Source organism: Arthrobacter sp. RAF14, from assembly GCF_052114185.1.
Lineage (GTDB): Bacteria > Actinomycetota > Actinomycetes > Actinomycetales > Micrococcaceae > Arthrobacter_E.
This window is the reverse complement of sequence record NZ_JBFREG010000003.1, coordinates 175,831-194,584: the sequence shown is the minus strand read 5'-3', so window position 1 is coordinate 194,584 and position 18,754 is coordinate 175,831. Positions and strand designations below refer to the sequence as shown.

Here is an 18,754-nt window from a genome sequence, read left to right as displayed (position 1 = left end):
GGGCCTTCGTCACGCTCGCGACAGATCCAGCGATGACGCTGCGGTGGCGAAACTCGCCGGGGCGGCACCTCGTCGCTGAGCATGTCAGCCAACGAGTCTAGGACTCGTTCGAATCGCACCAAGGTTCAGCCTCATCATTGCTGAAGACGCGGCCGCCCTTTGCCGACGGGGCGCTGCTCAACAACTGAAGGCCGACCGCGTTGGGCAGATCCTCGGGAAAAACAATCCTGACGCGGTACGTGAAATGGGAGCAATTGCCCAAACGGTACTCGACCCGGCCAACCAAGCAAGGGCCCGATTCCACCCAGAGGCCCCGGGTGCGCACGGACCTCAGGTACCCCCGGCGATCCTTGGCAGCGCGTCTTGAGCGCCCCGAGAGCCTAGAGAGCCTAGAGAGCCTAGAGAGCCTAGAGGCACTGTGCTCAGATGAATTCGGATCTGGAGGCAGAGCTTCCAGATCCGAATTCAACCTGGGAGTCACCAACGAGTCCGTGTCAGCCGATGGTCGCTCCGAAGCCCTCGATGGACCCATTCGCCCTGACCGTAGCCTGCATGGACGCGTCATAGGTGATCGGTGTGCCGTTGAGGTTCACGTTCCAGATGCTGTTCATCACCCGGAAGTTCAACGCGCCAGACTCGTTGCACGCCCGGTCCGAGATGTTGACTTCGACCGTGTAGTTCGTGAAGCAGTTATGGGAACCCTGGTACCCATGACGTACCTCGGTCACCCACACTTCACTGCCATTGAAGAACATCGTGCCGTTCTGCGTCCGAGTGTATGCGCCACCAGTGGTGAACTGGCTCCAGTGCCGGGACTGGACGGCGCCTGCCGTGGCCGCAGCGACCAAGGAGCGCTTTTCCGAAGCGGACAGCCCCGACGCGGCTCGCACTTCTGCGACGGTGACTGGTGCACTTGCGTCGAGCTGGGTCGTCACGGTCGTCTTGCACTCGTCGTGAGAGACGTTCCGTCCCTGGCTCGCGTTGTACGCATCCACTTGAGTCAGGCAATCCCGCACATAACCCGTATGCGTAGTGCTTGAAGGCTGCGGTTCCAGCGACGCACTGGCCTGTGCAGGGATCGCCGCCGCACCGCCTAGCAGTCCAATCGAGGCCAGAAGGCACGTTGCGCCTTTGCCGAACGTCTTCATAACATTTCCTCCTCATATTCCGGGATTCCAGACCGAATAGAAAGCGAGATCGCCACTCGATCGGGCAAACGGTAAGCAGAACGATCGACTAAGGCACAGTCGCATCCATGAACCCTCACCCGTGATCTGCTTGTCGACTTGACCTGTCAACAAGGTCGGTGATGTCCTGGATCGACCCGACGAAAGGTAGGCGAGTGCCATGCTCGGAACCTCAGAAATCCTGGCCATCATCATCAGCGGAGCAGCGCTCGTCGCACTGCTCGCCTTGATTGTGACCGCTGCATGGCAGGCTTATCACGCTGACTTCAGGGATGAACCATTCCTGAAATGGGCATGGCTCATCGGCATCATCGCAGCACCTCTCGTCGGCGCTGGGGCATGGATGATCCTGCGCATGAATGGGTCAACGTGGACAGGCGCACGGCGCACCAGGTTCTGACTGTTCCGCCGAAGACTGCTCCGCCAAAGCGAAGCGTCAGCCAGCGGAGTCTAACGGCGCTCAACCCATTAAAATTCCATTGCAGGACGCGTAGTTCCGTGCAATGGCATTTTCCCTGACCCTCCGTCCAGAAAGTCCTTGGAAACGAGGCCACGTATGGGGACACTGCGCTTCTTTGTGATATTGACAAGTCAAACAAGGAAGCGGGAGATGGCATTATTGTCTTGTACGGCGTAACTGGCTGAACGTCGACGTTCGCTGGGCAATCCCCATTTCGGGCGAAACAGATTTCTTGCCGTTCCGCAACGCCCTGCTGGCTCGAAATTGCTTCATGTGGCGTATCGAGGTACGGTCCCGCTACTCGCTCCGCCTCACAGCCCCAGGGTGCGGAGCTCGAAGTTGTTCGGTGTCGAGATGGTGGCGTCGCAGGTTCCGGAGCCGTCAGGCATGGCGAGGACCGCGTGGCCGTCACCGTCTCCGACAAGTCGGAGGGTGACCTGGCTGTCTTTCTGGGGCTCGAATCCGGTCAGCTTGGGCGTGGCATACCCGATCACGAACTCCCTCTCAGCGCCGTCGTCGTCGCGCGCATGGACGAGAAGGTCCGTGTGTTCCGGGTTGGATTTGAGGCCCTTCACGAGAACCGTGATCTCCTGCCAGGACGTCCTGCTCGCCGCTTTCCTGGCGTTCCTGTACGACCGGACGCGCGTGGCGCTCAGCCACAGCAGGAGGAGCAGCGGCACCACCGAGATCAAGGCGATCATCGACGTCGCGGTCCTGATTCCCTCGTCATGGCCCACGATCAGCATGCCGGAATAATCCGTGGGGTTGTAGGCGAGGGTGACCTGTTCCTTGTATCGCGGCAGACGATCACAGGACGCTTCGTTCCTCACCGTGGCCTCATGAGGCACGCCGTCGAGTTCGAACCGCAGAGTCACGGTGCAGATCGGGGTGCTCTTGTGGGCATTGGCCTCGGACTTGCCGACTACGGTCGCGGGAACCTGCGGGTAGTTCCCCCACAGGGGATTGGTCGTCCACGCCAGGAGCACCGCAATCCCCGCCGCGACTACGACGAACACTGCCGTGGACATGATCGCGGCCCTCAGCCGACTCTTTCGGACGGAACCCGATTCCCACACCGGAGCCTGGTCACCTGGGGCCGGACGGGAGGCGATCTTCAGGTTCTTGGCGAGCTGCACCGTGTCCTTCTTCGTCAAGACATCAGGGGAGAGGTCCGCCGCGACAGCATCCTGAGGTGAGTCCATCAGCCGAAGGAGGGCACGCACGCGATGCTGAAGACCGTGGCACCTTCGGCGAGGAGATCCTCGACCGGTTCGTCGGCCGCGAGGAGCCGGAACCCGAGGGTACGGTCCCGGGACCAGGGGAATTCGGCGATGTCGACCCACTCACCACGGACCTCTGCCCGGCAGGTCCAGACGGCCAACGGTGCGGACGCCAGCCAGGGACCGACCACGGTTTCGAGCAGCTCCGACAGCATGTCGCCGGCCGGATGTTCGACAGTCCGATGCAGGCCCAGGTAGTCGGCCGCGTGGGCGTCCAGCCGGCTCAGATTAATCTTCATAAGGCAACTATCGCGTGTGTCCGGCACCCTGCCAAAGTGACACGACTGAAAGCGGACTGACACGTACAGCTGCTCGGCCGCTGACCGCCGTCGAGCGCCCCGCCCCACGAAAAAGCTCCCCCAGGGGCTGATCCGATTTCTCGGTCCGTCCCCGGGGGAGCTTCGTCAGGCCTGAGAACTTAGTTTCGAGCTCTCCGGTAGCCAGCACGCTGCGCTGCGCCTTCGGTGGAGAAACACGCTTCGGGGGCGGTGACGTTGTATGAACGCTGGCCAGGCAGGTGATAGATCCACTCCGGACGGCCTTGGTTCCCCTTGATGGGCGCCCAGGCGGGGCAGTTCAACTTGCTGATGGGAGCGGCGGACGTCGGCCGGGTCGGCCGCGGCGGTGCCACGACGCGCACGTACCGCTGGCCCGTGGAGCTGGCCTTCAGCGTGCCCGTCGACACGATCCGCAGGGTCCACTTGCCCGAGACGCTCGCGGTGAACGACGTACGGACGAAGCCCTTGGTGTTGCTGTTCACGGTGCGGACCGCCGCGTTCGGCTTGGCGCCGTCCGGGTCGAAGTACACGACCGCCTTGACGGTGCCCGTGTTGGCCCAGGTGCGTCCGTTCAGGCGCTGCGCCTGGCCCTGGACGGTGATGGGCTTGCCGCGGGTGACCGTGGCGGGTCCGGCCGCGTAGGACGCGACGCGGGTGGCGACGGTCGGAGCCGCCTGTGCAGGTGCCGCCACGACCAGCGAAGCGACGACGGCGAGCAGCGCCGTCAGGGCTGCGATGACTGCGCGCCCCAGAGATTTGATAGACAAAAGTCCCCCAGTGAAAAGTTCCGGTTGAACCGGCCAAACGTGTGATGCGCTGAAATCATATCCGCCTCCCACCTGCCGGAACAGCGCCCGCTAGGAGGCGAATCACATTCCTCGGGTATGTTTCAGCTCGTTGACGAGTCGACTGGCATCACACACCACGTCCACGTAGCGTCCAGTGTCCACACCCCAGCTTCAATTCCGGGCCCATAAGGACCACACTCATGACGACCTCCACCTCAGCCACCACGACACAACCCTCCGGTGCGAAAAAATCCGCGACCGCGGGGGCAGCGCTCGTCGCCGTCGCGGTGCTCTGGCAGGGCGTCGGAACCGCGCTCGTCTCCCACACCATCGCTCCGGCCCTGGGGACGTTCTCCACCTTCACGGCATTCCTGGTGGCCGGCGTCATCGGGGTCACGGCCAAGGCGGTCGCCTCTCGGCGCGGACGCAAAAACCCGGCGACGACAGGCCGGATGACGCGTGCCGACGTGCTCCTCCTGAACCTCGTCACCGCGGGCGCTTTCGCCTGCTTCTACGTCGCGGCGACCTTCATCCCCGCGACTGCCGCCAGCGTCATCGAAACGGGACTCGGCCCTCTCGCGATCGCAGTGGCCCTGCTGTCCGGCGGCACGGCGAAGCGAACGCTGCTACAGCCTGCCCTGGTCCTCGTCGCGGCGGGCGCTGTGGCCGTGAGTGTCTTCGCCGTCGACGACGCCGACCCGGGCCTGCGCATCGCCGGGATCCTCCTCAGCGCGGTCGCCGGAGTCTGCGCGGCGGGCGTGCTGTTGACGTCGCGGCGGCTGGCCGGCCGCGGAGTCGACGCTCTGAGCATCAGCGCCGCCCGGTTCCACCTGGCCTGGATAGTGTGCGGCGTGATCGCCCTGCCCACCGTCGTCGAAACCCAGCAGACCGCACAGTCCCTCCTCACCGCATCCGGAGTGTCGGTCGTCGGCATCAGCCTCCCGATCCTGTTGCTCCAAGCGGGCATCACGAAAGCCAGTCCGCTGATCTCGGCGTTGATCATCTCGGCGCTCCCGGCGATCGTTCTGCTCGCCGACACGGCGCTCGGTGCACCCCTCACAGCGGAAATCGCCGTGACCATGGGAATCCTCGTCGCCGTCCTGCTGGCCGGGCTTCGTCCACCTCGCACCCGGAAAGAGTGACGACCAGGTAACACGGCACAGGCCGGCGCCGCTCCACTGAACGGCACCGGCCTCACCGCCTCACCGCGTCACGCGGAGGCGAACAGCCCCTCCCCCACGAAGCCGTCCGGACCGCACCCCGGCGGGATGGCGAAGACCGCCGAGCCCACCGGCGTCGTCCACTGATTCAGGATGTCCAGGTCGTCCAGGCGCTTCTGGATCGGCACGAACTGCCGGTCCACATCCGCCTGGAACGAGGCGAACAGCAGCCCTGAATCGGACACCCCCGGACCCCCGGGAGGCACGTCGTAGTTGAACGCCCTCCGGAAGATCCGCTGGGACGGGTCGTCCGGACGTGCGCGGCGCAGATGGGAGAAGTCCGCGATCACCGGGAAGCCCACGGGATTGAGAGCCTTGAAATCGGGCTCGTCGGGCTCGTGGACCCCGGTGAGCGGAGCGCCGTTGGAGAGCTTCCGCCCCACCGACTCCTCGCGCCCGGAGCGGTCCAGCTCGTCCCACTTGTCGAGGTTCATGCTGATCCTCCGGAGCACGAGGGACGTCCCGTTCTCCACCCAGGGCCGGTTGCTCCCGTCGCCGAACACGACCCGCTCGAAGCTCTCGCTGCCGGGTGCCGGGTTGGCGGTCCCGTCGACCTGGCCGAAGAGGTTTCGCATGGTCGTGCCCGGTTTCTCGGTGCCGTAGGCCCGCCGGAAACCCTGCTGGACCCACCGGAGCTTGGTGAAACTCCGGCTGTCCTTCAGCAGCATCCGCTGGGCATGAGCGACGGTGAGCGGGTCGTCGGCGCAGATCTGCAGGAGCAGATCCCCGTCGCTGTACTCCTTCGCCAGCCGGTCGATGCCGAACTTCGGCAAGGGCCGCAGCCAGGAGGGGGCACGCCCGGGCGCGGCGACCCGGAAGAGCCCCGGCCCGAAGCCGAACGTGACCGTCAGGTTCGCCGGGCGGAACGCCAGCTCCGCCTCCGTGTCGGCGAGCGCCCCCTCCCCCTGGGTGAGTTTCGCGGCGTCGGAGGTCAGGAGCCTCAGCAACGACTTCACGCCCGCCGCCGTGATCCCGGGCTTCAGGTCCAGCGCCACGAAGGCGCCGTGCGCCTGCGCCGCCGTGCCGATCCCGGCCTGCCGTGCCCCGAAGAACGGCACGGTGCCGGCTCCGTTGTCGGACGTCCCCGCCGCCACGGACGACGACGGCGCCCCGCCCACCAGCTGCGTCCCGGCGGCGGCCAGCGCCCCCACCCCCGCCGCGGCGCCACCGAACAGGAGGTGCCGGCGTCGTACCCCCGTGGAGGATCCCGGGGCGGTTCCCGGCCCCGCCGGCTCCACGTCCCGCGGACTCACTTGGCCGGGGAGGTCGTGGGCTGACCGTGCCCGGAGTGGTCCTCGCCGCCGTGGCCGGACTCCTGACTGGAATCACCGCTCGGCGCGTAGTTCTCCTTGGCCCCGGAGAAGTCCTTGACCTGAGCGGTGAAGCTGAGGGTGGTGCCGTCACTGGCCTTGAGTTCGAAGGGGATCTCGTCACCGGCACGGTAGGCCTTGGCGAGCTTCATGAGCATGATGTGGTTCGCGCCGGGTTCGAGCTTGAGCTCACCGCCGGCGGGGATGGTGAAGCCGCCCTCCTTGGCGCGCATCTGCATGCCGCCGCTGGGGTTCATGACGGTCTCGTGCAGTTCCGCCATGGGAGAGGCGGGCGTGCTCACCGAGGTGATGGTGAGGTCCTTCCCGCTGCCGTTGCGGACGGTCCCGAACGCGGCGGTCATACCGGAGGACGCCGCCTTCACCCAGGGTTCGCTGATCGAAAGGGCGGATGCCGGGCTGGCGGAGGACGCGGCCGGGGCCGGAGCGTCCCCCGAGGAGCAGGCGCCGAGGGCGAGAGTGGCGGCAGCGGCGAGGGACAGCAGGGAAAGGGTCTTCTTGGTGGTCATGGTGACTCCTGATCTGTGCCCGTCCGGGCAGCGTGAGGCCGGGACGGGGTGAAAGTGTGAGATGAAAGGGGTGTTCAGGCGGCGTCGTCGCGGCGCAGGCGCTGCAGGGCCCGGACGGCGAGGTACAGGCCGAGGCCCGCGACCGCACCGATGCCGCCGGCGATCAGCCAGCCGGGAACGCCCGCCGTCGGCCTGCTGACCGCAGAGGCGTCGGCCTCCGAGGACGGCGCGGTCGCTCCCGCGGCGGGCTCGGTGCCCGGTGCGAGCCCGGGCGCCGGGATGGTGCCCGCTTTCGCGTTCGCTCCGACGAGGAACGAATAGCTGCCGCTGATGGGGTGGCCGTCGCTGGAGACGACTCTCCAGCGGACCTGGTACTCCCCCTCCGGAAGGTCCGGAGCGAGGGGCTGCGCCAGGGTCTCCCGCGAGAGCACGGGGCTCCCTTGGGCCCAGTTCTTCGAGGCCGCATCGACGACGCGGATCTCGTTGCCCAGATCCATCAGCGCGGCGCTGAAGGTGACGGACACCTGGGTAGGTGCTGCCGACAGGCGTTTACCGTCGGATGGGGTGGACGAAACCAGTTGGTCGTGCGCCGAGGCCTTCGGTGCGCTCGCCAGAAGAGCGGCGAAACACAGCACCAGAACGGCCGACAGCAGGGACGCACGACGTCCCGGGTTCCGCCAGGACATGGATGGCAAGGAACTCATGACTGCTTCCTGCCCTGCGGGACACAGGGGCCCGGCAGGGCGCTGAGAGAAGGGCGCGGAGGATCCGCGCGGGTCTCACGGCTCCGGAACGCAGAGGGCGGCCGGGAACCGCGGTGATGTGAACAGCTCAGGAAGCAGAGGCGGGCCGCGGTGCCGCAGCACCAGCAGTGGCACGCCGAGGTTGCGCAACGGGGTCACGCGCCGGTCCAGCGGCATGGTCAGCGATCCGGGCACGACGACGAGCGGCAGCACCCGGGGCAGGAACGTCATGAGCCGCATCCGCAGAGCGGCGAGCAGGCTTAGAAGGGTCGCCTCGCCGTGGCGCAGCACGGCGATGGTGAAGACGGCGGCGAGCGCGTGGCCCAGCCACATGAGCGGCGACGAGTGGTCCATCAGCGCCATGGACCCCTCAGAAGTGACACTGCCGGGCGGCGGCGCCATGGACCGGACCGTGTGGCCGGCATGACCCATCCGGGCCATGTCGTGCGCCATCGTGGCGGCGGGGCTGTCGGTCGCTCCGGCGGATGTCATTCCGGCCGGGGCCATGCTGAAGAGGCTGTGGAACAAGGCCTGACTGAAGAGGACTCCCGCGGACAGGCGCCAGAGGGACAAGGCCTTTCCGGCCAGGAGGGTGCAGACCAGTCCGGACAGGACCAGCGAGAGCAGCAGGACGGCGGACGCGGGAACCGCTCCGCCCGCGAGGACATGCGAGAAGGCGGCGATCGACGTCGCGGCGGTGGCTGCGACCCAGCCCCGTGCGAAACGCGCTCCGCGTGCCGTCATGGTCCTTCCCTGTCCGTCCCGGAAGGGCAGACCGCCCGTCCAGCCCCGATTATCCACGAATTTCTACGGGCTGTCGAAAAGTTGGGAGTGCCGGAGGATCTCCTCGCCGACGGGGCGTCGGGCGGACCGGATATTTCAGAAATCTGAACAGCTGGTCAACTTTAAGCGCGGAAAGCCTTGACCGCGGCGCAAACACGGGGTGAGACTTTTCTCACACTTGTTCAGATTTCGTCACCCAGGCACACCGGAGGTTCCCATGCAGAGCACGACCACCGAGGCCAAGGCTCCGGATTCCCTCGCACCCGGGAGGCTGGGCACGGTCGACATCGTCTTCTTCGTCGTGTCCGCGGCTGCGCCTCTCACGGTGGCCGTGAGCGCGGCTCCGCTGTCGTTCCTCCTGGGCGGGATCGGGGCGCCGGGCGCCATGCTCGCCAGCGGCGCGGTCCTGATCCTCTTCGCCATCGGCTTCACGGCCATGTCCCGCTTCGTCCGCAACACGGGCGCCTTCTACGCCTACGCGGCCGCCGGGCTGGGCAAACCGGTGGGCATCGGCGTCGCCTTCGTCACCGTGATGGCGTACGCGTTCCTGCTCATCGGCTTCTACGCCCTGCTCGGGTTCTTCGCGGACCTGACGTTCGGGAATCTGTTCGGCGTCCATCTGCACTGGGGCGTCTGGGCGGCGCTCTCCGTGCTCCTGATCGGGCTGCTCGGCTACCGGCGCATCGACGTCGGGGCGAAAGTCCTCGCGGTGCTGCTCACCGCCGAGGTCCTCATCCTCCTCATCGTCTCGATCGCCTCGATAGTGGAGAACGGCGGCCGCATCGCTGAGGCCACGGCCGCGTCCTTCAACCCCGTCAACATCTTCTTCGTCCCGGGCGCCAGCGTCCTCTTCGTCTTCGGTTTCGGGGCGTTCCTCGGCTTCGAGGGCACGGTCATCTACGCCGAGGAAGCGAAGCAGGCCGACCGCACGGTTCCCCGCGCGACCTACCTGGCCATCGCGTTCCTCGCCGTCTTCTACGCCTTCACCTTCTGGGCCCTCACCGTCGCGTTCGGGGCGGACGGCGTGCTGGCGCTCGCGAACTCGGACAAGCTCGAGGAGATGATGTTCATCGCCGGCGAGCAGTCGCTGGGAGCCTGGGCCGGCGTCGTGCTCCAGATCCTGGTCATCACCAGCTTCTTCGCCTGCGCGCTCGCCTTCCATAACGCCTGTGCGCGGTACGTGTTCTCGCTCGGCCGCGAGCGCCTGCTGCCGACGGTGTTCTCCCGCACACACCACCGCATGCGGTCACCGCACGTCGCGAGTCTGGCACTGACGGGCCTCAGCCTGGTGGTCATGATCGCCGGGGCACTGTCCGGCACGGATCCCTATCTCGGGCTGAGTCTGTGGACGTATGCCGTGGGCGTGGCAGGGCTCGTCTTCGCCCAGGGCGTGGCCGCGGTCTCGGTGATCGGCTTCTTCCGGAAGGACCGGCGAGGCCATGGGACGTGGCGCGTGGTCGTCGCACCGGTGCTCGGCGCTCTGGGACTCCTCGCCGCGTTCGCCATCATCGTCTCGCACTTCGATATCGTGTCCGGCATGACCGGCCCTGTGAATCTCCTGCTGATCGGCGTCGTGCCGCTCGTCTTCGTGGGCGGCGTGATCGCTGGCCTCGTGATGCAGCGGCGCGCCCCCGAACGCTACGCCGCCCTCAATTCCTCCGTGGTGGTCGCCGCCCCGGAGGACCGCTCCCCCGCGGCCAAGCCGGTGGCGGCAGAGGAGCCGGTGGCATGAGAGCCAAGAGCAGACAGCGTCGCCAGGATCTCATCGCCGCCGCCAGCAGCGTGATCGCCGAACACGGCATCGCCAACGCCAGCGTGCGCGCGGTCGCGGAACGTGCCGAGGTGAGCACGGGCAGCGTCCTGTATCACTTCGAGAGCTTCGATCAGCTGGTCATGGAGGCGGTGAAGGGTGTCATCGACGAGTTCAGCGAACAGCGCCGCCGGCTGATCGACGGCGTCTCCGACCCGGTCGAACGGCTCCGCCTCATGATCGAGGCCGGGATCCCCGAACACATCAGTGACGAACTGCGGGTCGTCTACCAGCTGGTCTCGGCGGCGCAGGACAACCCCCAGTACCGGCGCAATCTGGCGCTCGTGGTGGAACGCCAGGTCGCACTGTACGAGATCGTGCTCGAAGTGGGCGCGGCCCTCGGCGCTTTCCGGCCCCGCATGGAGGTCCACGCGATCGCGGAGAACCTGGTGGCACTCGAGGACGCCTACGACCTCTACCTGATCGACCCCGACGACTGGCAGCGTGACCGCTATCTGCGGAACACCCTCCTCTTCGCCGAGCTCGCCCTCGACTGCACCCTGATCACGCCCGCCACGACCACCCCGTCCGCACCGACCACCCCGTCCACATCACCCACGTCAGAGGAGCAGCAGTGACCGCACCCCTTTCCGATCCGAGCACGAGCCGTCCGTCCGGGACCGCTCCGCTCGGCGCCTCCCCGCGGGCCCGGGATCTCGGCATCCCGTTCGACGGCGAGCCCGGACCGTGGAACGCGATCACCGATGTGCCGGGACTGGAGGTCGGCTACGTGACGCTGATCGAGGACGGGCCCGTGGTGACACGCACCGGCGTCACCGCCATCCTGCCGCGGGGCAAGGCCGCCGCCGGATCGCCCTGCGCTGCGGGTCTCTCGGTTCTGAACGGCAACGGAGAGCTGACCGGGAGCACTTGGATCGAGGAGTCCGGACAGTTCCAGACGCCCATCGCCCTGACCAACTCGCACGCGGTGGGAGCCGTGCACCGCGGCATCGACCAGTGGATGGCCCGCCACCACCCCGCCGCCGCGGCGCAGTGGATGCTCCCCGTGGTCGGCGAGACCTGGGACGGCTATCTGAACTCGATCAACGCGGACACTGTGCTCCCCGAACACGCCGCGGCCGCCCTCGACGCCGCCCGCCCCGGTCCGATTGCCGAAGGCAATGTGGGCGGCGGGACCGGTATGAACTGCTACGGCTTCAAAGGCGGGACGGGCACGGTCTCCCGGGTGGTCCGCTCGGGCGACGACTCCTGGACCGTGGGTGTGCTCCTGCAGGCCAACTTCGGATCCCGGAAGGAACTGCGTGTGGCCGGTCGGAGACTCGGCCCGGACTCCCGGGTCCCAGACCCCATGAGCACCACCGACTGGTTCGAACGCGACACGGCCTCCCCGGCCCACGCGGTGGCAGGGGCCGGGAGCGTGATCGTGGTCGTGGCCACCGACGCGCCGATGCTCCCAGACCAATGCCGTGCGCTCGCCCGTCGGGTGAGCCTGGGCCTGGCACGTACCGGAACGACGGGCAGCCACTTCTCCGGCGACATCTTCCTCGCCTTCTCCACGGCCAACGAGGGCGGCCTCGGCTCGCGCATGGGCGCCGGCGGCGTGGTCGTCGAGCAGCTCTCCCATGTGGCCTGGGGCAGCATGGACCCCTTCTACGAGGCCGTGGTCGAAGCGACCGAGGAGGCCGTCCTCAACGCCCTCGTCGCGGCCCGGGACATGGTCGGCCGCGAGGGCCACAGGAGCCATGCGCTCCCCCACGAGGAGGTCCGCGCGGCGTTCGCGTCGTGACCGGGCCGCCCTGATCATCCCGTACGACGACGGCGGTGGGSCGGGCGCGCCGCCCGGCCCACCGCCGTCGTCGTTCAGGCAGTCGTGCAGCGGGAGCCGTGCCCGCCGCGGCTCTACTCGAACGTGAGCTTCGGGGGCGCCTGCCGGAATCCCTTGGTGCGCACGGCCAGGAAGACCACTCCCACCACCATCCAGCACACGCCCACCGTGAAGGACGTCGGCGCGAGGGAGGTCCACAGCCAGATCGTCAGGGCGAAGCCGATGAGCGGGAGCACCAGGTGGATCAGCAGATCCCGCGGAGTACGGCCCTGACGGTCCCAGATGAAGTACTTCACCACGGACAGGTTGACCATGGAGAAGGCGAAGAGGGCGCCGAAGCTGATCATCGTGGCCGCGATCTCCAGGGACAGGACGAGCGAGAGCAGCGAAACCACTGACACCGACACCGCCGCGAGCACGGGCGTGCCGAAGCGCGGGTGCAGCTTGCCGAACGCCCGGGGCAGGAGCCCGTCGCGGCCCATGGCATAGATGATGCGGCTGACGCTCACCTGGCTGGTCATGGCCGAACCGATGCAGCCCGCCACGAACACGGCGATGAAGATGGCGCTCAGCACGGGGCCACCGACCTTCTCGATCAGTTCGATGCCCGCGGTGTCCAGAGAACTGAAGGCGTGCCAGTCCGGGAACACCAGGCCACCGGCCCAGGCGACGGCGATGAAGATGACACCGCCCAGCACCGTGGTGATCACGATGGCCCGCGGGATGTTCCGCTGGGCGTCCCGGGCGTCCTCGGAGAGGGTGGAGACGGCGTCGAAGCCGAGGAAGGACAGGGCCAGCACGGCCGCGCCGGCGAAGATCGGGCCCACGCCGCCCGAACCGGTCTCGAACGGGGCCAGCACGGAGGGCGCCGGGTTGCCGGAGAGGTACGAGACGGCCAGCGCGATGAACACCACGATGATCGCCACGGCCATGGCCACGATCACGCCGCTGAACTTGCCCACGAACTTCACGCCCAGCGCGATGAACGCCAGCACCGCGACGACGCTCGCCAGGGCGAAGACCCAGGCGGGCACGGCCGGGAAGGCCGAGTTCAGATAAAGGCCCACCAGCAGGAAGTTGATCATGGGCAGGAAGAGGTAGTCGAGCATGAGCGTCCACCCGGTCACGAAGCCCACATGGCCGCCGAAGGTCTGGGTAGTGTAGGAGTACGCGCTGCCCGCGGCCGGGATCACGCCCGAGATCCGCGCGTAGCTGAGGGCGGTGAAGAACATGGTGGCCAGCGCCACCACATAGGCGGCGGCGAGGTGCCCGTCGGTGATCTGGGTGACCGTGCCGAAGGTGGTGAACACGGTCACCGGGGCCATGTAGCTCAGGCCGAACATGACCAGGGCTGCGAGGCCGAGGACGCGGCGGAGCTGCCGGGGGCGGTGGCCGCCGGGAGCGTCCCCGGCGTACGCCGAAGGCTCGAGTGGGGTGGAGGACATGGGGTGGTCTTTCTTTCGGGGAGGCGCGGGTATTCGGGGAACGCGGGGTTTCCGGATGACGCAGGGCCGTCGAAGCGGCGCTCGGCTCAGCGCGCGGCGGGGAGCAACGCGGTGTGGGTGCGCCGGCCGGCCAGCCAGGTGCCTTTCACCTGGATGTCCTGGATCTCCTCCTGGGCCACTTCCCGGGGGTCGTGCGAGAGCAGCACCAGATCGGCGCTCAGGCCGGGGCGGAGGGCGCCCCAGCGGTTTTCGGCGAACGCCTGATAGGCGACGCCCGCGGTGTAGGCGGCGAGGGCGGCGTCGACGTCGACGCGCTCGGCGGGCAGCCAGCCGCCCACGGGCAGGTGGTCGGGGGTCTGGCGGGTCACCGCCGTCGCGAGTCCGGGCACCGGTTCGTGGCAGGTGACGGGCCAGTCGCTGCCGAAGGAGACGGCGACACCACGCTCCATCAGGCTGCCGATGGGGTACTGGCGTTCGGAGCGCGGGCTGCCCAGGCGCGGGACGGTCAGGAGGTTCATGACGTCGTCCTCGCGGGCCCAGAGCGGTTCAAAATTGGCCACCACTCCCAGCTCGGCGAATCGCGGGATGTCCTCGGGGTCGACGACCTGGAGGTGGGCCAGCACGGGCCGGCGGTCCCTGGGGCCGTTGCGCCGGGAGGTCTCCTCGATCCCGTCCAAGGCCATGCGGATGGCGCCGTCGCCGATCGCGTGGATGTGGGCCTGGAAACCGAGGCGGTCGACGGCGGCGAGCGCGTCGTTCAGCTCGTCCTGGCTCCAATTGGGGAGACCCTTGTCCTCCGGGGCGTCGGTGTAGGGGCTGAGCATGCAGGCCGTGTGGCTTTCGATGATGCCGTCCGCGAAGAACTTGATGGTGTTGGCGCTCAGGAGCTCGCTGCCCACCGCACGGACCGACTCCCGGGCCGCGACGAAGGTGTCCAGATTCTCCTGCCAGCGGCCGGGCTCGGCCAGGAACGCCAGGTTGAGACGGGTGTTGAGCCTGCCATGGCGGGCGGTCTCGAGGTACACGTCCAGGTGCTCCAGCGAGGCCCAGGCGTCCTGCACCCAGCTGATCCCGGAGGCGGCGAGCTTCCAGGTGGCCCCTTCCAGGGCGGCGACGCGGCGGCCCAGCGAGTAGCCCGGGGCGACCCGTTCCACGAGTTCGAGCGCGCCGTACTCCTGAAGCGTCCCGAGGGGGCTGCCGTCCTCGCGGCGGACGATCCTCCCGCGGTCCGGTTCCGGGGTGCCGGCGTCGATCCCGGCCGCGCGGAGAGCAGCGGAGTTGACCCAGAGCGTGTGGTAATCCCAGGCCTTGAGCACCACGGGCCGATCCGGCACCGCGGCGTCCAGCCAGGCGGCGTCGAAAAGCCCGCCGGGTGCGAGCGTGGCGTCGTAGCTCGCGCCGATGATCCATTCCTGGTCCGGGTTCTCCTCGGCGAAGGCCGCGACGGCGGCCACGATCTCCTCGACGGAACCGCAGGAGCGGATCTGGGGGCCGAGGTCCTCCATGCCACCGAGGAGCGGGTGCGCATGACCGTCCGCGAACGCGGGTCCCAGGTAAGCGCCCTCCAGGTCCACCACATGGTCCGCCTGGTCCAGCAGCGCCTCGGCCTCCGCGCCGACGGCTTCGATGACGCCGTCCCGGACGGCGAGGGCGGTCGCGTCGGCAGGGGCGAGCGCGCCGGCAGGGGCGAGCGCGCCGGCGCCGCCCTGGGCGGTTCCGGCGAGCGCGGTCCCGGTGAGGTCGGTCCCAGTGAGGGTACGGGGATCGGCTGCGACCACGCCGCCGTGGAAGACTGTCAGGACCATTGGAACTCCAGATATTTAATGGGATTAAATAATTGTGGATCACAGTAGTCTGTGATGTGCGCAACACGCAAGAGGGGACAGCCATGATGTCAGCCGCGCCACGACGGGCGGGACGGCCGAAAAGAAGCGTTCTGGACCGGGAGCTGATCGTCCGGACCGCCTTCGACGTGCTCCGACGCACCGGCCCGGAGGATTTCACCATGGCCGCCCTGGCCGGTGAACTCGGCGTGAAAACCCCCGCGCTGTATCACCATGTGGGCAACAAGACCGAGGTCCTGAGCTCCATGCGGGAACTGATCACCTTCGGGATCGACCACTCCGGCTTCGGGACCCTTCCCTGGCTGGAGGCCACCCGGCAGTGGGCCCGGTCGTACCGCACCGCCTTCGCCGCGCACCCGCACGCGATCGCCCTCCTGGCCACCACTCCCGTCACCGGGGCCAACCCCACCTTGAGCATGTACGAGGAGGTCACCAAGGGCTTCCTCGCCGAGGGGTGGCCCGAGGAACTGGCCGTCAGCGCCATCGTCGCCCTGGAGAGCTTCGTCCTGGGATCGGCGCTCGACGCCGTCGCGCCGGCGGACATCTTCGACACCGGCGACTTCGCCGCCCAGGTCCCCGTCTTCACCCAGGCCCTCGCCGTCCGGCAGCGCTTCCTCGGCCGGGACGACGACGTCTCCTACGCCGCAGCCGTGGCGGACCAGGCCTTCGACCTCGGCCTGGACGCCCTCCTCACCGGACTGTCCACCTCGCTCGACCGGCTCCGCAATGAACCCGGACGTCCCGTGTCCGCCCGATAGAATGTGGCGGGCGGCAAGCGCCGGCCGTTGAATTTCCCGCCCCTGAACTTTCCACCCTGCGCCCGCCGCAGCGCCCTGCCCGATCCCCTGCCCTGCGCCCTGTCCGATGCCCTGCCCGATGAAGGAGGAATCATGCCCGCACCGCACCGCACCCTCCTCCGGGCAGCCCCGCCGTCATCACGGACCGGGTCCAGTCAGGCCCGGCAAGCGGTTCCCTTCCACCTTCTCCGGACCGGCCTGCTGAGCACCGGAATCCTCTCGCTCGCGGCCGGGGCGCACTCCCTGGCAGGCGGGGCGCTTCCCGCGCCGCCGATCCTGGCCGCGCTTCTCGCGCTGACCCTTCTGTCATCGGTTCTGGCCACCAAGGTCCGTCTCGGACTCCCCGCCATGACCGCCATGCTCGGCGCCGGCCAGATACTGCTCCACGAGGCGTTCGGCGCCCTGGCGGGCACCGCGACGCCGATGCCCGGCATGCCGATGGGCCACCAGCACGACGACGGCGCCGCCCTGGCCGGAGCTCTGCAGCACCTCTCCCCCGCGCTGGGTTCGTCCCGGCTCGGTTCCGCGTCGGCGGACGCGCACTCGTCGCTGGCCCACGACCCCGGGATGCTCCTGGGCCACCTCGTGGCCACGCTGCTGACGGCACTCCTGCTCGCGCGAGGCGAGGCCGCCCTCTGGGCACTGGCCGCCTGGCTGCGGCCTCTTTTCCGGGCCGCGAAGCCCTCGGTTCTCCCGGTCCCCGACCAGGCGCCCAGGGCTCCCCGGACGCCCGAGCCGCCGCGGCTGCCGTGGCGCACCCTCCGCCGTGACAGGCTGCGTGGCCCGCCGCGCGTCGTCGTCCTTCCCTGACGACCGCCAGCATGCCCTAGCCGGCATATACGCCGGAGAACACATTTTTGGCGCGCCCTGAGCGTGCCGCGAAAGGCAACCATGTCACGCATCCGCAAGTCCGCCCTGTCCATCGCCGGCGCCGCCGCCCTCCTGCTCGGAACGTCCGTGGCCGCGAGCGCCCACGTCGGCGTCACTCCGGACAAGACCGGAGCCGGCGACTACGCCCTCCTGACCTTCGGAATCCCCCACGGCTGCGACGCGCAGCCCACCACGAAGGTGACCATCAACCTCCCCAAGGAACTGGACGACGCCACCCCCACGGTGAACCCGAACTGGACCATCCAGAAGGTCACCGAGAAGCTCCCCGAGCCCAAGAAGCTAGAGACCGGCAACTCGATCACCACCCGCACCAAGGCGATCGTCTACACGGCCAAGACCCCACTGGACCCGCACCAGCGCGACGCCCTGGTCCTGTCCGTGAAGCTCCCGAGCACCCCGGACACCACGCTCTACTTCCCCACGCTCCAGGAGTGCAGCACGGGCTCCACCGACTGGAACCAGATCCCGGCCGCGGGCCAGGACGAGGAGTCCCTCAAGTCGCCGGCCCCGTCCTTCAAGGTCACGGCCGCCTCCGCGGGCGGTGAGCACGGCGGGCACGGCGCCGCGACTCCCGAGGCCGCCGCACCGGCCTCCTCCACGAGCGACGACGGCGGCTCCGCAGCGCGCTCGTGGGTCGGCCTGGGCGCCGGCGTCGCAGGCCTGGTGCTGGGCGGCACGGCCTTCGTGCGCACGCGCCGCAACTCTGCCGGGTAGCCGGTCGGCGGGTCCCCCGGCGATCCGCTGAGTCCACCGCACGGAGTGTGGTTCCGCTGCATCCGCCAGCGGAACCACACCCTCGCGGCGGACTCGGCATTTCTGTTTCCCCAGCTCAGGCGTCACGGGACTAGGGTGGATTTCATGAGCACTCCGAGGAAGTTCCTGACCTCACGAACCATCCCTCTCGGGGCCGCCGCAACGGTCCTCGCGCTGGGACTGGCCGCCTGCGGCACGCCGGGCGGCGGCAGCAGTCCGTCCCCGAGCAGCGACTCGCCGTCGCCGGCCATGACGACACCGGAACCGAGCGCCACCACGCCGTCCGTTACGCCGTCGGCCCCGGCCACCACGCCGCCTCCGGCGACCACGACCGCACCCCCCGTCGCGGGACCCCGGCCGTGTGCCGCAGGGTCGCTCGCCGCGTCCCTGGACACCAGCGGCGGGGGCGCCGCGGGCAGCGTCTACGGCATCCTGACCCTGAAGAACACCGGCGGCGCCACCTGCACGGTCACCGGATTCCCCACGGTGGAACTGGTCCCGGGAACGGCGGCCCCCGCCATCGGCGCGCCGGCCGAGAAGGACACCTCGGTGCCCCCCACCACCGTCACCCTGGCCCCCGGACAGGCGGCGGGGGCCCAGCTGCGGTACAGCCAGGCAGGGCTGCACCCCGATTGTGTCCACGTGGCGGCCCATCAATACCGGGTCTACGTGCCCGGCTCCACCACCCCGCTCTTCGTGCCGGTCACCGTGGACGGCTGCTCCAACGCCGCGGTGAAACTCCTGACGGTCCAGGCTCTCAAGCCCGCGGCCTGATCCTCTCAGCTCGGCGCTGACCACCCGCCCGGACCGCCATCGCGGCGCGGGCGAGTGGAGCGCAATTCCTGTCAGACT

19 protein-coding genes are annotated in these 18,754 nt (G+C 68.5%); 9 read left to right on the top strand and 10 right to left on the bottom strand.

Annotation, left to right across the window (positions count from 1 at the left end):
- Positions 1-494 precede the first annotated feature (494 nt).
- Positions 495-1,148 carry a hypothetical protein gene (locus tag AB4Y75_RS11190; RefSeq protein ID WP_441435955.1) on the bottom strand — a complete coding sequence of 218 codons (654 nt, stop codon included), beginning with the start codon at positions 1,146-1,148 and terminating at the stop codon, positions 495-497.
- Positions 1,149-1,347: 199 nt separating this feature from the next.
- Between AB4Y75_RS11190 and AB4Y75_RS11185 the strand changes: the two genes are divergently transcribed.
- A complete protein-coding gene (locus tag AB4Y75_RS11185; RefSeq protein WP_441435954.1) occupies positions 1,348-1,587 on the top strand; it encodes a PLDc N-terminal domain-containing protein in 240 nt (79 codons plus the stop codon).
- 371 nt (positions 1,588-1,958) lie between these two features.
- Here AB4Y75_RS11185 and AB4Y75_RS11180 read toward each other — a convergent pair whose 3' ends face one another.
- From AB4Y75_RS11180 to AB4Y75_RS11170, 3 genes are all read right to left on the bottom strand, one after another.
- Entirely contained in the window at positions 1,959-2,801 is an 843-nt protein-coding gene (locus AB4Y75_RS11180) for a hypothetical protein (protein ID WP_441435953.1), read from the bottom strand.
- 47 nt (positions 2,802-2,848) lie between these two features.
- Positions 2,849-3,166, bottom strand: a complete 318-nt coding sequence (locus tag AB4Y75_RS11175) for a hypothetical protein (RefSeq protein ID WP_441435952.1) — start codon at positions 3,164-3,166, stop codon at positions 2,849-2,851.
- A 179-nt stretch (positions 3,167-3,345) separates the two neighbouring features.
- Positions 3,346-3,972, bottom strand: a complete 627-nt coding sequence (locus AB4Y75_RS11170; protein ID WP_441435951.1) for a sunset domain-containing protein — start codon at positions 3,970-3,972, stop codon at positions 3,346-3,348.
- A 221-nt stretch (positions 3,973-4,193) separates the two neighbouring features.
- Between AB4Y75_RS11170 and AB4Y75_RS11165 the strand changes: the two genes are divergently transcribed.
- Positions 4,194-5,135, top strand: coding sequence for a hypothetical protein (locus AB4Y75_RS11165; RefSeq protein WP_441435950.1), 942 nt, complete (start codon positions 4,194-4,196; stop codon positions 5,133-5,135).
- 68 nt (positions 5,136-5,203) lie between these two features.
- Here the strand turns inward: AB4Y75_RS11165 and AB4Y75_RS11160 are convergent, their stop codons facing one another.
- The 4 genes from AB4Y75_RS11160 to AB4Y75_RS11145 all read right to left on the bottom strand — a co-directional run bounded on the left by AB4Y75_RS11160 (position 5,204) and on the right by AB4Y75_RS11145 (position 8,537).
- Entirely contained in the window at positions 5,204-6,466 is a 1,263-nt protein-coding gene (locus AB4Y75_RS11160) for a Dyp-type peroxidase (protein ID WP_441435949.1), read from the bottom strand.
- On the bottom strand, positions 6,463-7,050 hold the full coding sequence (locus AB4Y75_RS11155) for a copper chaperone PCu(A)C (RefSeq protein WP_441435948.1): 588 nt from the start codon (positions 7,048-7,050) through the stop codon (positions 6,463-6,465). The genes AB4Y75_RS11160 and AB4Y75_RS11155 overlap by 4 nt, the downstream gene beginning before the upstream one ends.
- Before the next feature lie 74 nt (positions 7,051-7,124).
- Complete coding sequence (locus tag AB4Y75_RS11150; RefSeq protein WP_441435947.1) at positions 7,125-7,754, bottom strand: copper resistance CopC family protein; 630 nt, start codon at positions 7,752-7,754, stop codon at positions 7,125-7,127.
- Between the two features lie 75 nt (positions 7,755-7,829).
- Positions 7,830-8,537 carry a hypothetical protein gene (locus AB4Y75_RS11145; protein ID WP_441435946.1) on the bottom strand — a complete coding sequence of 236 codons (708 nt, stop codon included), beginning with the start codon at positions 8,535-8,537 and terminating at the stop codon, positions 7,830-7,832.
- A gap of 256 nt (positions 8,538-8,793) precedes the next feature.
- On the opposite strand from AB4Y75_RS11145, the gene AB4Y75_RS11140 reads away from it, so the two are divergent.
- From AB4Y75_RS11140 to AB4Y75_RS11130, 3 genes are read left to right on the top strand one after another with little or no spacing between them, the layout of a single operon-like run.
- Positions 8,794-10,308: an APC family permease gene (locus AB4Y75_RS11140; protein WP_441435945.1), complete on the top strand. Its 1,515-nt coding sequence runs from the start codon at positions 8,794-8,796 to the stop codon at positions 10,306-10,308.
- Entirely contained in the window at positions 10,305-10,964 is a 660-nt protein-coding gene (locus AB4Y75_RS11135) for a TetR/AcrR family transcriptional regulator (RefSeq protein ID WP_441435944.1), read from the top strand. The genes AB4Y75_RS11140 and AB4Y75_RS11135 overlap by 4 nt, the downstream gene beginning before the upstream one ends.
- Complete coding sequence (locus tag AB4Y75_RS11130; protein WP_441435943.1) at positions 10,961-12,133, top strand: DmpA family aminopeptidase; 1,173 nt, start codon at positions 10,961-10,963, stop codon at positions 12,131-12,133. The genes AB4Y75_RS11135 and AB4Y75_RS11130 overlap by 4 nt, the downstream gene beginning before the upstream one ends.
- Before the next feature lie 113 nt (positions 12,134-12,246).
- Here the strand turns inward: AB4Y75_RS11130 and AB4Y75_RS11125 are convergent, their stop codons facing one another.
- Together AB4Y75_RS11125 and AB4Y75_RS11120 are read right to left on the bottom strand one after the other, a co-directional pair.
- Positions 12,247-13,617, bottom strand: coding sequence for an APC family permease (locus AB4Y75_RS11125; protein WP_441435942.1), 1,371 nt, complete (start codon positions 13,615-13,617; stop codon positions 12,247-12,249).
- Between the two features lie 86 nt (positions 13,618-13,703).
- Positions 13,704-15,422 (bottom strand): amidohydrolase, encoded by a 1,719-nt coding sequence (locus tag AB4Y75_RS11120; RefSeq protein ID WP_441435941.1) that lies wholly within the window; start codon positions 15,420-15,422, stop codon positions 13,704-13,706.
- 83 nt (positions 15,423-15,505) lie between these two features.
- Between AB4Y75_RS11120 and AB4Y75_RS11115 the strand changes: the two genes are divergently transcribed.
- The 4 genes from AB4Y75_RS11115 to AB4Y75_RS11100 all read left to right on the top strand — a co-directional run bounded on the left by AB4Y75_RS11115 (position 15,506) and on the right by AB4Y75_RS11100 (position 18,676).
- The gene (locus tag AB4Y75_RS11115; RefSeq protein WP_441435940.1) at positions 15,506-16,219 is read left to right on the top strand and encodes a TetR/AcrR family transcriptional regulator C-terminal domain-containing protein; all 714 of its coding nucleotides are present in this window, start codon (positions 15,506-15,508) and stop codon (positions 16,217-16,219) included.
- A 132-nt stretch (positions 16,220-16,351) separates the two neighbouring features.
- Positions 16,352-17,068 carry a hypothetical protein gene (locus AB4Y75_RS11110; protein ID WP_441435939.1) on the top strand — a complete coding sequence of 239 codons (717 nt, stop codon included), beginning with the start codon at positions 16,352-16,354 and terminating at the stop codon, positions 17,066-17,068.
- 81 nt (positions 17,069-17,149) lie between these two features.
- Positions 17,150-17,863, top strand: coding sequence for a YcnI family copper-binding membrane protein (locus tag AB4Y75_RS11105; protein ID WP_441435938.1), 714 nt, complete (start codon positions 17,150-17,152; stop codon positions 17,861-17,863).
- Positions 17,864-18,007: 144 nt separating this feature from the next.
- Entirely contained in the window at positions 18,008-18,676 is a 669-nt protein-coding gene (locus AB4Y75_RS11100; protein WP_441435937.1) for a DUF4232 domain-containing protein, read from the top strand.
- Positions 18,677-18,754: the final 78 nt, after the last annotated feature.

Coding starts and splice junctions, on each gene's coding strand:
- AB4Y75_RS11190 (WP_441435955.1), bottom strand. CDS start 1,148: ATGAAGACGTTCGGCAAAGGCGCAACGTGCCTTCTGGCCTCGATTGGA.
- AB4Y75_RS11185 (WP_441435954.1), top strand. CDS start 1,348: ATGCTCGGAACCTCAGAAATCCTGGCCATCATCATCAGCGGAGCAGCG.
- AB4Y75_RS11175 (WP_441435952.1), bottom strand. CDS start 3,166: ATGAAGATTAATCTGAGCCGGCTGGACGCCCACGCGGCCGACTACCTG.
- AB4Y75_RS11165 (WP_441435950.1), top strand. CDS start 4,194: ATGACGACCTCCACCTCAGCCACCACGACACAACCCTCCGGTGCGAAA.
- AB4Y75_RS11155 (WP_441435948.1), bottom strand. CDS start 7,050: ATGACCACCAAGAAGACCCTTTCCCTGCTGTCCCTCGCCGCTGCCGCC.
- AB4Y75_RS11150 (WP_441435947.1), bottom strand. CDS start 7,754: ATGAGTTCCTTGCCATCCATGTCCTGGCGGAACCCGGGACGTCGTGCG.
- AB4Y75_RS11145 (WP_441435946.1), bottom strand. CDS start 8,537: ATGACGGCACGCGGAGCGCGTTTCGCACGGGGCTGGGTCGCAGCCACC.
- AB4Y75_RS11140 (WP_441435945.1), top strand. CDS start 8,794: ATGCAGAGCACGACCACCGAGGCCAAGGCTCCGGATTCCCTCGCACCC.
- AB4Y75_RS11135 (WP_441435944.1), top strand. CDS start 10,305: ATGAGAGCCAAGAGCAGACAGCGTCGCCAGGATCTCATCGCCGCCGCC.
- AB4Y75_RS11125 (WP_441435942.1), bottom strand. CDS start 13,617: ATGTCCTCCACCCCACTCGAGCCTTCGGCGTACGCCGGGGACGCTCCC.
- AB4Y75_RS11120 (WP_441435941.1), bottom strand. CDS start 15,422: ATGGTCCTGACAGTCTTCCACGGCGGCGTGGTCGCAGCCGATCCCCGT.
- AB4Y75_RS11115 (WP_441435940.1), top strand. CDS start 15,506: ATGATGTCAGCCGCGCCACGACGGGCGGGACGGCCGAAAAGAAGCGTT.
- AB4Y75_RS11110 (WP_441435939.1), top strand. CDS start 16,352: ATGCCCGCACCGCACCGCACCCTCCTCCGGGCAGCCCCGCCGTCATCA.
- AB4Y75_RS11105 (WP_441435938.1), top strand. CDS start 17,150: ATGTCACGCATCCGCAAGTCCGCCCTGTCCATCGCCGGCGCCGCCGCC.
- AB4Y75_RS11100 (WP_441435937.1), top strand. CDS start 18,008: ATGAGCACTCCGAGGAAGTTCCTGACCTCACGAACCATCCCTCTCGGG.